Annotated in this window: 10 protein-coding genes and 1 pseudogene; 6 read left to right on the top strand and 5 right to left on the bottom strand. The window is 59.5% G+C overall.

Going from position 1 to position 13,848, the window contains the following annotated elements; all coding sequences use genetic code 11:
• Nucleotides 1–171: 171 nt before the first annotated feature.
• Together NKI17_RS36135 and NKI17_RS36130 are read left to right on the top strand one after the other, a co-directional pair.
• Nucleotides 172–576, top strand: coding sequence for a plasmid pRiA4b ORF-3 family protein (locus NKI17_RS36135; protein WP_502894727.1), 405 nt, complete (start codon nt 172–174; stop codon nt 574–576).
• A gap of 668 nt (nt 577–1,244) precedes the next feature.
• Entirely contained in the window at nt 1,245–1,913 is a 669-nt protein-coding gene (locus NKI17_RS36130) for a RolB family protein (protein ID WP_352874108.1), read from the top strand.
• 905 nt (nt 1,914–2,818) lie between these two features.
• Here NKI17_RS36130 and NKI17_RS36125 read toward each other — a convergent pair.
• Complete coding sequence (locus NKI17_RS36125; protein ID WP_352873866.1) at nt 2,819–3,436, bottom strand: hypothetical protein; 618 nt, start codon at nt 3,434–3,436, stop codon at nt 2,819–2,821.
• Nucleotides 3,437–3,522: 86 nt separating this feature from the next.
• Here NKI17_RS36125 and NKI17_RS36120 point away from each other — a divergent pair, with 86 nt between their 5' ends.
• Complete coding sequence (locus NKI17_RS36120; RefSeq protein ID WP_023802835.1) at nt 3,523–3,795, top strand: hypothetical protein; 273 nt, start codon at nt 3,523–3,525, stop codon at nt 3,793–3,795.
• Nucleotides 3,796–3,915: 120 nt separating this feature from the next.
• Here NKI17_RS36120 and NKI17_RS36115 read toward each other — a convergent pair whose 3' ends face one another.
• From NKI17_RS36115 to NKI17_RS36105, 3 genes are all read right to left on the bottom strand, one after another.
• Nucleotides 3,916–5,013: an ATP-binding protein gene (locus tag NKI17_RS36115; protein WP_352907870.1), complete on the bottom strand. Its 1,098-nt coding sequence runs from the start codon at nt 5,011–5,013 to the stop codon at nt 3,916–3,918.
• Nucleotides 5,014–5,100: 87 nt separating this feature from the next.
• Nucleotides 5,101–7,389, bottom strand: a complete 2,289-nt coding sequence (locus tag NKI17_RS36110) for an AAA family ATPase (protein ID WP_352873870.1) — start codon at nt 7,387–7,389, stop codon at nt 5,101–5,103.
• On the bottom strand, nt 7,386–8,645 hold the full coding sequence (locus NKI17_RS36105) for a metallophosphoesterase family protein (RefSeq protein WP_352907869.1): 1,260 nt from the start codon (nt 8,643–8,645) through the stop codon (nt 7,386–7,388). Before NKI17_RS36105 ends, NKI17_RS36110 begins: the two co-directional genes overlap by 4 nt.
• Nucleotides 8,646–8,956: 311 nt before the next feature.
• On the opposite strand from NKI17_RS36105, the pseudogene NKI17_RS36100 reads away from it, so the two are divergent.
• The 3 genes and pseudogenes from NKI17_RS36100 to NKI17_RS36090 form a co-directional block, all read left to right on the top strand.
• Nucleotides 8,957–9,511 (top strand): annotated as a pseudogene (locus NKI17_RS36100) (hypothetical protein); the annotation flags it as partial.
• A 62-nt stretch (nt 9,512–9,573) separates the two neighbouring features.
• Nucleotides 9,574–11,325 carry an AAA family ATPase gene (locus tag NKI17_RS36095; RefSeq protein WP_352907868.1) on the top strand — a complete coding sequence of 584 codons (1,752 nt, stop codon included), beginning with the start codon at nt 9,574–9,576 and terminating at the stop codon, nt 11,323–11,325.
• On the top strand, nt 11,229–12,158 hold the full coding sequence (locus NKI17_RS36090) for an AAA family ATPase (protein ID WP_352907866.1): 930 nt from the start codon (nt 11,229–11,231) through the stop codon (nt 12,156–12,158). Before NKI17_RS36095 ends, NKI17_RS36090 begins: the two co-directional genes overlap by 97 nt.
• A gap of 375 nt (nt 12,159–12,533) precedes the next feature.
• On the opposite strand, the gene NKI17_RS36085 is transcribed toward NKI17_RS36090, so the two are convergent.
• Nucleotides 12,534–13,664, bottom strand: a complete 1,131-nt coding sequence (locus NKI17_RS36085; protein ID WP_352907865.1) for an RHE_PE00001 family protein — start codon at nt 13,662–13,664, stop codon at nt 12,534–12,536.
• Between the last annotated feature and the right edge of the window lie 184 nt (nt 13,665–13,848).

The raw sequence follows: 13,848 nt of genomic DNA, 5'->3' as shown, positions 1-13,848 counted from the left end.
GCCGACGCAACGCCGAAATTAATCAGCCATCTACCCAGGCAAGGGGCGAAAACCTTGTCATAAAGTCAGATTCGGCCAACCGCGCCGGTTTGTCCGCCTTGCCGTTCAAAAACCGCGGTAAATCGATCTGTCCACCTTTACGAATTCCGCATCCGTGACGTTGGTTTTGGTTTGCCTGACGAGGAATGGGGGGATGGTCCCATCGATGCACGCAAAGTCTCGCTGCTGTCCGCAGTCCAGGATACCGGCGCCAAATCGTTCAAATACCTTTACGACTTTGGCGACGGCTGGACGCACAGCATCAAGATCGAGCGCACCTTCCCTGCAATCGGCACGGAGGGCCCGATGCTCCTAGAAGCCACAGGATACTGCCCGCCCGAGGACGTCGGCGGCCCATGGGGGTATCAGGAGTTCTGCGAGGCGCTTACCGATCCGGCGCACGAGCGACATGCCGAACTCGCCGAATGGTGGGGTGGCAGCGATGACAATCCCCACAACGCCAACTTCAGCCAACTCAACAAAGCGGTCGATGACCTGGCTGCAAAATGGGCCCGAAAAGCGCGCCGAAAAATCTGAAGGCATGCAAACGGACCTAACCTGAGACGCCCTGCTCGACCATAACCCGGCTCATGTTCACGCGCGAGCCTTCATTCCGCGGGACTGCTCGGATGCATACAGCTGGTCGCACAGCCCTGGAAAATCATGTCGATCGGAATGCGCGATTGGGCGCACCGGTTTTGATTAGCGCTCGTTGGTATAATGTTCAATCGCACGCCCGTACACGAAATTCCTGACACTCCCCCGAAACGTCTTCACCGCTGCCCTAAATGCACGAACAAACGAGCGCACGAGTGCATAAACAAAGAAAGGCTACAAAGCGATATATCCTGCCAAGCCAAGCCAAGCCAAGCCAAGCCAAGCCGTTAAGCCGTTGAGCCGCCAAAGCGTTGGATGTGACGGGTTGTTGACTTAGCAATCCGCTGCCCTTTGCAGTCCGCTAAAGTCGTGCCCTTTGGACTGCACGGAAGCCGCGACTTCTACGGCGACCCAAGGGACACGTTCAAAAGATACCTTGTAGTGTGTCGAAACGACGCCCACTGTAGCGGCCGGAGATTAAAACAATCGGTCCAATAAGGAAGAGAGCCCCTCCCTATATAAACCTCATTTCGTCAGTGCATCCACCGCACAATCAACTCTCCACATTCTATATAAACCACACTTTTATCTTCCATCATACCTTCACCATGGCAGACAACTATCCAACCTACGAGCGCCCCCAATTTAAAAGCGTGTGCCTGACGGGGGTGCCCAAAGACAAGCTCCGCAATGGCCTTAAAAAGGCAGTCAAAAAATATCGTGCTTACCTCAAGCAGGTCATGAAGGCTCAGGTCGAGTGGGTGGCTGAGGCGCGGGCTTATGAAGAAGCTGCGGGACTTCCTCCAAAAGATTTTGGGGCACTCGAAACGGTGCCCTGTATGACCGAAACTCCAATGTTTGGCTTTAGGGAGGAGATCGAGCTTGAACGCATCCCTGGAGATCCCGCCCTCTTGTATGCCTATTTGCCCACAGGGCTTGTACAAGCCTGTGTTGAAAACAGGAACTTAGAAGCAGTTCCAACTAAATATTTCCCTGGGGTGGTGCTGGCGATGGACCTCTGGCCATACAATGGGGTCATCACTGCTAGATCTGTAAGTAGTAAGTACCACCAGCGATGGTGCTCTACCGTGGAGCGTGAAGATATGCAGTCTTTCCTCGCTATCTTTCCCACTGACTGCTTCACTGCAGAAGACAATTGTGTATGGACCCGCTGTATAACAGTAGGGCACTTCGACATCGTGGCCCATGGAGAGATGATTTGGCCCTCCTCTGTGCCTGATACTGCCCAGCCGACTGCATCTGGTTGGGATGATTAGTGGTGTTACTCTCGCCGCCAACACGCGATGCTGGTCCTGGCCCCCCATCGCAATGTTTCCGTCCGTCTCGTTTGCTGGTTATATTATTAGTGTTAACGTTGTTGTTATTTCTCTTTTTTGTTGTTATTTCTCTTTATTGCGCCAACGGCGTCATGCTGTTGTACCGTTCGTTGAATTCAATTAACGTCCAGGCCAGTTTGAATGTGTTTGTTCTTTTCTGCTTTCATTTAGTCTTTTTTACGAACGACTGTACGCACAGTCGTCTGCACTGAGACGTTGTTCTTACAAGAATCATAAATATCGTCTACTTAGTACGCTATAGCGCCATAAGCAATATCGCCGAATGCTGATACTTAGCATTTTAAGATTATTTTCAACACCTCTCTGCGGCGGGCAGAAAAAATGACCTCTCTGACGTAGACTGAAAGCGACGTCATATGTCCTGCGAGACAGAAAATGGCAACTGCCTGGCTCGCGCGAAGCGCGAGCCCGGCATGAAATTTACATCAGGATATATCCTGCCGCCTTCGATTGACGGTGACTTCGCACTCAATGTAGGTAACTCTTCAAGAGGCCCACATTTCGCTCTTCCACATCGAAACCATGGGCAGGGCCTAAGCTGTGTCAAGCCCTTTTGGATACCAAGGCTGAGCCGCTAAAATTATGCTGAGTAAAAAGATGCCGGATCCTGGGCAGCCCTTGCCTTGCTGCTCTGGACTCCGCATAATTTTATGCACCGCATAACAGCGCATGTCCGTATACCCCGTCGAAAGCCAGACCTTGACCCCGGTCCCCATCGGAAACGGATTCACCGCAACGTCTCCAGTCCGCGCATGATCCGAAGCAGCGCCTCAATGTCGACATCGCGGTCCACGATCACACGGCGACGATTTGCGCTGACAACTTCAATCCGACCTGCCTCGGAGACGACCCTGCTGCGGGCTCCATCTCTGGAATAAGCAGTGCTGGAATAAAGCCCCCGGCAGGCGACGCAACATCCAGTTGCCACGCTCGTGCCAGCCGTCGCCATTCATACAACTGCGAACGAGAAATCCCATGTCGCCGCGCCGTCGTCGCGCACAAGCCAGGTTCCGAATAGCGAGCCAACTCAGCAGCTGTTCGGGATGCTCGACGTCGACGTCGTAGCGGCCGATCGGCGCGAGCGTGCCGCGATCGAGCGCGTAGGCGAGCAGCGTCGCGCCGTCGGTGGCAAAACCGACGGTGGTGCGGCCGGGCGCACTGCCTCGGCTGGCGTCGGCCAGGTAGTGGGGCATGCCGGCGAGGACATCGCGCTCTTCGCGGCGAAGATCACTCTTCAGCTCGATGACCGTGGCGCCCCACGCCACGTCGATGCGCCCACTGTTGTCGACAAGATAGCGTTCGTGCTCCAGCTCGCTGAACGCGGCGCCGAAGCCTTCTCGCAGCAGTTCCGTGACTAGGCCGCGCAACGCCTCGTGTCGCGGCCGCGAGGCCATCGATCGAACGATGTCGGGCAGGCGGTCCCCGCGCCAACTGTTTGCCACTTTTCCCCTCCCGCTTCGGTCCACACCGTTGCCCGCCGCATGCGCGAGAGCATTAGGTTGCCAGCATGAGACTCACGCAAGCAGACTTGTTCGCGCAAGACGACGCCGAACGCAATACATTGTCGCAATCACAGCGGGTGGCGATTCGCTCGCGCTTGGAAGCAACGCTGGCCAGGCTCGAAGCTACGGCAACCTTCCCTTGGCACGATCCGCTGGACGCCGTGCACCAGGAGAACCGCTTCCAACGCGACACCGAAATGCTCGGCGAAGAGGGCGCCGTCCTGTGGGCACGGTTCGACAAAGAGATGGACCGGCTGTACTCGACGCAGTTCTCTCCAAATGCCCGCGCAACGGGATAGACGCACTGAACGGCAGTTTACCGGAATGCTTGGACATCGCCCAACGTCGTAAATGAGGGCGAAGCAGTCGTACACAATGCAACTTTCCTCGAGAGCCGACCAGCAACAATGCCGCTTGAATTAGCCGAGCTCGTGGATCACCACGTCCGGAATGACCGCCCTGGCGATGTCGCACAGGTGCTGATGATGGGTCAGGTAGATTACCTGGCCTACGCCGGCCATCTCGCCGAACAGGCGGAAGACTTCCTCCGATCTGAGATGGTCGAAGGTCTCCATGATGTCGTCGGCTATGAACGGTACAGCGGGCCTGAGCTTGGCAAACTCATAGTATCCGGCCAGGCGTAGAGCGAGGTAGAGCTGGAAACGCGCGCCTTTCGACAGAGCGTCTGCGACCTTCGAATGGCCATCCTGCTGCATTGCGATGAGAACCTCGCCGCCCTTTACCGGCTGGGTGGTCAAGTCTGTGTACTGGCCCCGCGTGATCAGTGCAAAGGCTTCGGAGGCCTCGCTCATCATTCCAGAGCGGTGGCGTTCGCGATAAACCCGGAGCGCGCTCGACGCCGACATCACCCCAAGCTTCAATTCGATGTAGCGGACGGCCTTTTCCTCGATTTCGAGAAGGACGGTGCGACGATCGGCATCGATCCGGGCAACTGCGCTGTCGCCACCGATCGCATCGAGCTTGTCCGTCGCACGGGTATGCCGGACCAGTTGCTGTTGTAGTGATTCATCGAGGTCGGCTAGCCGCCGCTCGACCTCGGCCTTTTCAATTGCGAGCCCATCGAGATCGAGGCCTTCCAGCACCGACTGCGCCTGGATGAAGTCGTCGAGGGCGAGCTCGCTCGCCAGTCGTTCTTCAAGCTCGGCCGTGGCACTCTGCAGACCGTCCCGCTCGCGAAGCTGTTCATCGCGCTCCCCAACCTCCGGGAGCGTTCTCACACCAAAAGCATCGAGCACTTCCTGTTTTGTTGTCTCGTGTGCCGCGACTTCAGCGTTCAGTGCCTCTCGAATGTCCTGCAACTTTTCAACGTCAAGCAGCAGATTTGCCCTCGCCTCGCGGGCACGCTCGGCTTGCTCTAGACGCTCTGTCAGCCTGACACTCACCTGTTCTGGCGCCTCGCCGCTTGCACCCTCGCCGGCCAGCGACGCACCAAGGCGGTCCACCTCGTCAGCAAACGCAGTCCTATCCGCCTCCATCTTACGGATGCGGATACGCATGGCCTCACGATCCTGCAGGGCCTTTGATAGCTCGGACAACTGATCGAGCACGCTACCAAGCCCAGTCCCGGCAATGCCTTCTTCGAGTCAAGTGCCCTTCAGCGTTTCCTTGACCTCGGCCTGCCATGCACTTTCTCGCCTCTCGGCAATTTCAACAGCGAGCCGCCTAGCAGCGAGCTCCTCTTCCTTGGCGGCTACGCTCCTTAGCGCCTCCGCTCGTTCCGCGTCGACCTTCGCCTGCCTATCCAGAAAGCGATCAGCGGCGACCACCAGAGCCTCCAGAGCCTCCCCGGCTTCGGTCTGGATTCCAACGCTTTGAAGAGCCGAGGCCAATCCGAGCCGAATCCGCTCTCTTTCGGCTGTCGCGCGTTCAATCCTTGCGCGTGCGAGCAGGATGTCGTCCCAGGCGACCAGCGCGTCGACGCGTGCGGAAATGCGCTCCTCGAGAAGTCCGATCATCAGGTCGAGCGACTGCGCCTGGCAGTCCTCAAGCAAGGCGCTGGCCATTCGCTTGATTTCAGCGGACGCCATTTCTGCGCGCTGGCCCACCCCAGCGAGTTGGCAGCTTACGCGATCTATTGCCGCTTCGGTCTCAGCCGCCTTTTGCTTGATTGCGCGCAGATCCGCGAGATCGCCCGCATGGGCCAAGCGAGCCGCGCCGACATGATCATCCTTGGCCAATGCTGCGGCAAACGCGTCTGCGGTTTCGGCCTTGAGGTCGGCCCGGTGATTTCGCCACGCTTCGTCTCTCTCACGTCGTATGGCTGCGGCTGTGTCGTCGTCGGCGAGGTCGGCCGAGGCGCGGACAGCAGCCAGGCGTGACGAAGTCGCTATCCGACTTTGTTCATACTCAGCCAGACGCTCAGAGAAGACTGCGTTGTCCCTTTGAAGGTCCGCGGCCAATGTTTTCCACGCATCTATCTGTGTCGGTGGCGGAACCGATATCTTCGAAAGCGCGTTCGCATCTCCCGACCATGGCTGAAGGCGCCGCATGGCATCCGCCAGCCTTGTTTGCCGCTCGTCCTCCAACGCGCGCGCCTCACTTATCTCCCGTGCGTGACTGCTGGCCTTCGCCTCCGACACGGCTGCCATCAGCCTGGCTCTTGCCGGCTCAGGCACCGCCCTCTCCTCGCCGACGCGACCTCGCGCAGCGTTGAGCCCGTCAAGCGCTGCAGCGGCTTCGTCGCGGGCCATCCGCAGGCTCGCCGTGATGCCGGAGCGTTGCTCGACCATGTTGCGAAGCGGGCCGACCACAAAGGAAGGCAGGATCAGCCGGGACGGATCCTGTTCGGCCGATCTTCCGAGCGCGGCGAGACAGTTCGCCACCACTTGGTCAAGTATCTGGACTTCCATTTTGCGGGTCGGCAGATCCATGCCCGCCGACAGATAGCGCGCCTTGCGATCAGCAAGTCCTCGCACCTGTTCGGAGATAGCCAGGACAGCGTCGTCGATAGCGACTGCTTCGATCTTTGCCGTCGCCCGATCGATCTCATCGGCATTGGCCTGGAGGCGGGTTCTCAAGCGTGCGTCCCGATCGATCAATTCCGCGACGCTGCCACTCCAGGTCCTGGGAGGGGACGGGAGATCAGGCAGCTCAGCCAGTCTATTCGCCTTGCGTCTGATTTCGGGCAGGAGCGGCGCGGCGCGCACATATCGGTCGATCGTAGCCAGTCGCGCTGACAACGCGGAGCGTTCAGCGAGGCTGCGATCATACTTGTCCTGGGCCTCCACCCGTTCCGCCTCGAGGGCCTCGAATGTCGAGGCCAGGGTGTCGATCGTCTCCTTGCGCGACTTGAGCTCCGCGAGCCGCTTCTTCAGCAACGCGATCTCGGTGGTCTGGGCATGTTTTCGGTGAAGTCCATCTGCCTCCGTTTCCAGTGCGGCCAAGACATCGCTCGCATGACCAAGCCCGGCGCTGGCGGTGAAAAGGAGCTTGCCGAGATCACCACGTGATTCAAGGATCGCCTTGCCCCCTGCTTCCAGCGTCTCGTCATCCAGTGAGAACATGCTGCTGTAGGCATCGCGGGACAATCCGGCGAGGTGAGCCGAAATGGCAATCTCGCTCAGTGGCCGACCTTCGGTATCGTGCAGCGAGTTGCTGCGACTCTTGGTGCGTGAAACGGCAAGCGTCTGCGCCTCAAATTCGAGCAGCCCGCCGATGCGCATGGAGCTATAATCGTGCAGGAAATTGTAGCGACTGCGCTCTTCGATGCCGAAGAGCAGGTCGAGATAGGAAGAAAGCGCGGTCGATTTGCCGGCTTCGTTCAAGCCAAACACTATGTGCAGATCAGGCCCTGAACTCGGCTTGGGTCCGAAGTTAATCGCCTTGTCGGTGAACTTGCCGTAACGCGTGAGGTCGAGCCGCCGCAATCTCATCGCGTGCCGCCTGCCTTGAGGCGAGCCGTGACCAGGTCGACGCCACGTGCAAGCACGTCATCGAGGAATGCCTCCAACGCCGCCTCGTCCTGTCCTGCGAAGTCTCGCGCATCCGGCGGCAGGTCCGCGATGGTCTTCAACACCAATTCCCTGGCGTCCGAACGGAATGCGTCCGACGTTGCGTTGGCGCGCATTGACTCGGCTAGTTCCAGGGTCGGATCCGCGACGTCTTCGGACTTCCCTGTTCCGGGAGCAGAGAGATTGAGTTCGACCTTCTCCACCCAGGTGTTGCCCACCTGCTGTGCCGCCTGTTCGGCCTCGGCAAGCACCAAATCCTTATCGCGGATCATCGTCCATGACAGCGCGGAAGCGCCGACCAGGCTGAGGCGGGCGATGAGGTATTGCGATCTGGCGGCAGTCCGGGATTGTTCAAGCGCAGACCGGATGCGGCCGACGGCCTCGGGCAGCTCGGATGTTCCTGCCAGGTCGACGCTCACGCGCTCGAACTGCGCGAGGCTGGTCAGCCTCTCCTCAATGTCGACAGACCGATGGTCGTTTATGGTCGCTAGGGTGACCGATTTCTCACCAGCCTCATTGATGTCTCTGCCCTGAGGGATTCCAGGCATCACGAGCGTGCTTGCGCCGGGATAGACCTTGCGAACGTGAATATGGCCAAGGGCCCAATATTCGAAGCCGTGACCTTGCAAGTCGGCGACGCTGCAAGGCGCATAGACGTCGTGGCCGGGCGAGCCGGCCAAGCTGGTGTGCATGATGCCGATGTTCGCGGCGCCCTCTCGGGGGCCGGCATATTCGGGCAGCAGGCTTTCGGCCGGCTTGGGGCTGGCGAAGCTCAGTCCGTGAAGCACGACGTCCAGCCCGGCGCCCGACTGGATCACGGACTGCGTGCGGCCACTGAAAATCGTCACGGTGTCCGGCAGGACGAGCTGTTTAGAGATTCGAGACATGGCGTCGTGGTTGCCGCGGATCATGTAGACCCTGACACCGGCCTGGTGCAGACGCATCATTTGCGAGGCCAGGAAGCGCGCCGTCTTCATCGATGTCTGATCGCCATCGTAAAGATCGCCCGCAATGACAAGCGCATCGACCCGCTCCGCAAGACACAGGTCCACGATCGAGATGAAAGCCCGGCGGCTGGCATCTCCCACCAGTTCGGCGAGTTCGGGATTGCGCAACGCGAGTGTGCGCAGCGGTGAATCGAGATGGGTGTCGGCTGTATGAACAAATCGAAATGCCATCTGGCGCGCTCTCCCGGCCCGAACAGACGTTCAGGCAACATTCGCCCAAAACGTCGCAGCGAGCGGCGAAGGCGTCCCATCCCGGTTAGCAAAGTGCGCCGGCGTTCGGCAACAGTATCTGTGAGTTGAGGCCTCGAAGTCAGGATAGGGTGTCTGCGACCTTCTTGTGAGGGAGCATTAACAGGCCTGACCTCCCTGTTGCGAGCCTCAACTATCGCGTGGACAAGCGAAAGCTTTGTATTCATCCGTCAGCCAAGAGCCTTTTATTCCGCAAGAAATTGCTTAATCTCCACGCGGGGGGTATGGGGTCAATGCAATCTGCAGATAGTTCAGAGTTAGTAACAAATGATAGTGTTGCCGGTAGGCCACCTGGCTCGACCATAGTTGCCGACGTCGCGTCCAGCTTCACTTATGCATCCTATCAGAATGCGATCCCAGTTATCCGGTCCATCCGGCTCGATAACGACACCACCCGCAGTTTTGAGAATTGCCGGCTGGAGCTTACGTCGTCACCGTCGTTCCTGCGGCCGAAGACCTGGACGGTAGACCGCCTCATCCCAGGCGACCGGCTCCAGCTGAGTGACCGCAAGGTGGAGCTTGACGCTGGATATCTCGCCGGCCTGAACGAGGCTGAGCGAGGTGAGATTACCTTGCGCCTGTCTGCGGCCGGTGAGATCCTGGACGAAAAGCGAGTGACGGTGAGGCTGCTTGCGTGCGACGAGTAGGGTGGCGTCGCGGACATGGCGCAACTGCTTCCGGCGTTCGTGATGCCCAATGATCACGGCGTTGCGCCGATCCTTAAGGCAGCGGCCGAACGGCTTGCCGCGCACGGGCATCCGCGTGGCCTCGACGGCTATCAATCGCAATATTGCTGGATCCTCTAGCCAGAATCCTGCAGGAATAGCTAGGGTTTTATGGGGGAAGGATAATGGCGGGGACGCCGATTGATGATGTTGTCGACTGGTCGACAAAGCTCTCGACCTGGAAACAGGACGCTCTGCGGCGGCTGGCGATCAGCAATGAGCTCACAGATGCTGACATTGTGGCTCTGCTGGCGATGGTCAAATACACGGCCGGCTTTGCGCTCACTTCGGCGCCGCCCGCCCCGATACCGTTTACGAAAGCCCACTTTGGGAACGGAGAATATCAACCGATTGTCCTCAAGCGCATCGCCAATGTCGAGAATGTGAATCGGCTGGTGCCCAAGGCATCTCTCACGTTCTGTCCCAAGGCTTTGACGATCGTCTACGGTCGCAACGGGAGCGGCAAAAGCGGGTTTGTTCGGATCTTTCGCACCGCTTGTCGGACACGCATTGAGAACCAAGCCAGGCTGAAGGTTCTTGCTGACGTTTACGGAAGCACGCCCGGCCCTCAGACAGCCGACATCGTGATCGATGCCGGCGAAGGCGAGGCAGTAGTTCCCTGGTCGCCAGGCAACGCAGCGTCGCCGCATCTCATGCAAGTTGCGGTGTTTGATACGGCCTCCGCCGAGCTTTACGTCGACGGCGGAAATCAAATCCGTTTTCTTCCTTTCGGACTGGCCCTGCCGCATCGGCTCAACGCAGTCTGCATTACCGTGAAGGGGAAACTGGAGGCAGAACGGGCGAAGGAAGTCGGCAACAAGGTCGAACTGACTGCGCTCGCGTTTCCTGCCCAGCACGGCACCGCGGCTCAGCTCTTCAACAAGCAGCTGAACAAGTCCACGACCGATGCGCAGATTGAGTCGGCAACGACGTTTACCGAGACGGACCAGCAGCGTGTCGCTGAACTCACCTCCGCCCTTTCCGCAGGCGCTGCCGCCGCTGCCGACGTCACCGCGCTTTTGAAGTGGACAGATGCGCTGCTGCTGGAGGTCCGGGCTGTCGGATCGGCATTCGCAGACGCAACACTGGACGAGCTTCGAAAGCTCCGCGCTTCAGCAGTTGCAGCACGCCAGGCAGCGACGGTAGCCGCTAGCGAGTTGTTCACCGATGAACCTCTGCCAGGTGTCGGAAGCGGTGCATGGCGGGCACTTTGGGCGGCGGCTCGCAATTACTCGGTGACAGAAGCGTATAAGGATAAGGAGTTCCCGGTTCTGGTGGCAGACGGCGGCGCTGCTGCATGTGTGCTATGCCAGCAGCCGCTTTTGCCCGACGGTGCTGCTCGCATGCAGCGTTTCCAAAAATACATGGACGACACACTCGATGCCGCCGCCCGGGAAGCTGAGAAAGCCGTCGAAGACGCCCTGGGAAGCGTGCATGCCTTGGCTCTCCTTGGCGCCTCCGATTTTGCCGACGGTCGCGAGCAGGTAAAAAGGCGGGACGAGATGCTCGCTGGTGCCCTCGCAACCCTCCAGGCATCGGCGGTCGCACGGCGAGCGGAGGCCCTCGCGCGATTGCGGGGCGAGAGCAGTCAGACAATTCCTCCTCTTGTCGTGCCGATCGAGCAGCTGGAAACTTTCGCGCTCAAATTGAAAGGCGAGAAGGATGGACTAGCGCAGGCGGGAGACAACGAAGAGCGGATCAAACTCCTGGCGGAAAAGAGGAGCTTGAGGACCGCAAGCTGCTCTCCATCAGCAAAGCGAAGCTCACCGTGCGACGGAATTTGCTCATCGTTGATGACGCCTACTCCAAGGCTCTCGCCGACGTTCAAACTCGTGGCATTACGCAGCGCGCGAATGAGCTTGTCGATGCCCACCTGACAACAGCCGTCGTCACGCGTTTTGATGCCGAGCGCGCCCGCTTCGACATCATGCACCTCAAGGTAGGCCTCGCACGCAAGAGCAACCAGCCAAAGGCGGAATTCGAGGTCGATCCCAAGACAAAACTGGCCACGGTCACCTCGGATATCCTGAGCGAGGGTGAGCAGCGTGCCTTGGCTCTTGCCGGATTCCTGACCGAAGTTGCGTTGACAGACGGTTCAGGTCCGATCGTGATTGACGATCCCGTTTCGTCGCTCGATCGCGATCGAAGTGCAAGGGTCGCCCAGCGGATCGCTGAGGAGGCAACCAAGCGACAAGTCATCGTATTTACGCACGATATTGTGTTTTTCAATGAGCTCAGTCGCGCGGCTGATGAAGTGGGCATCGAGCCCGTCACGGTGGCACTTTTCAGCGACAAGGCTGCCGCTGGCAGAGTGGATACGGCAGGGATGCCGTGGAAGGGGCAAAACGTCGGCAAGCGCATCGGGCTGTTGAAGAACGACTCAGCACAACTGACCAAGCTGCTTGCGACCAGCCCGGCCGAGTACGAGTACCGCGTGAAGAACCTCTATGGCCGATTACGCGATACTTACGAGCGTGTGGCGGAGGAAGTGATATTCCGGGACATCGTGCGAAGAGGAACGGATGTCATCCAAACCCAGCTACTGCGCTATGTTCGACTCTCGGACGCGTTGGCGATACGATTCCACGAAGGCATGACCCGCGCAAACACTCACAGCCACGACAATCCCGCGGCGCATACGGTAGCTGTCCCCCTTCCTCAAGAGTTCATCGCACATTTGTCCGAACTTGAGGCTCTGTTGCTGATTTGAAGTCCGACAGCGAGGCAGCAGAGGCGGATCGGCCGCAGATGAAGCCAAATAAATAGCGCTTTGCTATCGAGAAACGGGATGAGCAGAGCATGTGCATCGCGGTCAGGAGTGGCGGGCCCGACAATGGCTTTGATGAGGCTTGAACGTACCGGCGGCTTACCGCCAAGGGTACGCTTCACGGAGACGACGAAGCTTACATAGCCACTGTGTGCTCGGCGGAAGTCGACGAAGCCGCACTCCACCGCCATCCTAGGCTAGGGCCGTTGTCGGCCTCGCATCGGTGATCATTCCGCCGGTGATCGCTATGAGTAATCCTCTACAGCGTTCGGGCAGGTAAGCCCCGTAGACGGGTTGTCAGCTCAGTTGATTACCTGGTCAGACGATCCCCCACGCCCGAAACCTTCCCCTCCCCGTCATCTCGCGCAGGCCAAGCTCACCGATCAGGTTGAGCGCCCCCTGTTTTGTCACTTTTAGCCGCTCCTGGATCATGCCCGCCGAGACGAGCGGCCGCGAGAGTACCAGCTCGACCAGGTCGGGCAGTTTCGAGCTGGCGCGCCGTTGTTTGAGCCGCCGCTCCATCTGGCTTTTTGCCAGCACCAGCCGATCGTGTTCCTTCAGGCCAGCCAGCGCTGCGTCGTGAATGGCATCGAGCCAGGCGAGCAGCCGATCGCCGCGATTGCGCGCCCGCCTCCGCTCGCGCGGAATGTTTTTCGCGCCGAGATGAATGCAAGCGAGATGGTGGGCGGCAAGACCTTCCTGTCGCAGCAGTGCAGCCACGAGCAGCGGCCCGAGCCACGTGGCATGCTGCAGCACCTCGATGTCCGACCAGGCTTCGAGCAGGATTGTGGCGCGCAGCACCGACGGCCACTCCCGCGTGTCGGCGAGCACGGCCTGCCATTCGGCCAGCCGTTCTTCCTCATTCCAGTCGAGATCGTAGATCAGGCCGTTTTGCGGCTCCGGCCGGTCGTCCGGGCGCGCCGCTTTCGCGGGCACGCCGGCGCCGCTCAGAATCCTGGACGAGCGCGCCAGGACGGCATCGATCTCGGCAAATTCTTCGGCCAGCCGGTCGGCCTCGGCGTCATCGCGATCGTCGGCTTCCATAGAGGCAGTTCCAGCCCCCTCCCCGTCCCGGCTTTTTTGGCCCGCCGCCGGCATGGCGCCGCCGCGACCGGTCAGAGCCAAAAAACCGTCGCGGCTGAGCGCCCAGTCGGGCTTTTGCGCAAAAATCCGCCGGCGGGTTCGCAGCACCGCGTGCGCCCGGGTGAGTTCGTGGGTCGGCGTGCGGATGTCCATGTGGGCGTCGTGCAGGACAAGGTCCTCGAGGTGGACAAGTTCGCCCTCGAGCCAGAGCGCGGAAGCCGCGTCGGCAAAATGCTGGCGCTCGACAAAGCCGTCGCGGACCGGAGAGCGGGCGACCCGCTCGTCGAGGCGGACCAAAACCGCGGTCGCGCGGGCAACCGGCCCGATCAGGGTTTCCAGGGGCAGTTTGTCGAGCGCGTAAGCCATTGTTTTCATGATGGCTGATTCGCGTTGGTCAAGCTAGTGAGCTTATCACTGGACTTACATCGTGTTTCCTTAGGGACAAAAATCACTATCGATAATGACCTCTTATCGATAGCGATTGCTCTCGCCGCCCAAATCAGCCAGAATGGGGTCAGAACAAGAACTGCTCGAAATCATACGCTAAGGC

Origin of the sequence: Mesorhizobium sp. M0816, from assembly GCF_040320005.1 — a bacterium.
GTDB lineage: Bacteria > Pseudomonadota > Alphaproteobacteria > Rhizobiales > Rhizobiaceae > Mesorhizobium.
This window is presented reverse-complemented; position numbering and strand designations above follow the sequence as displayed.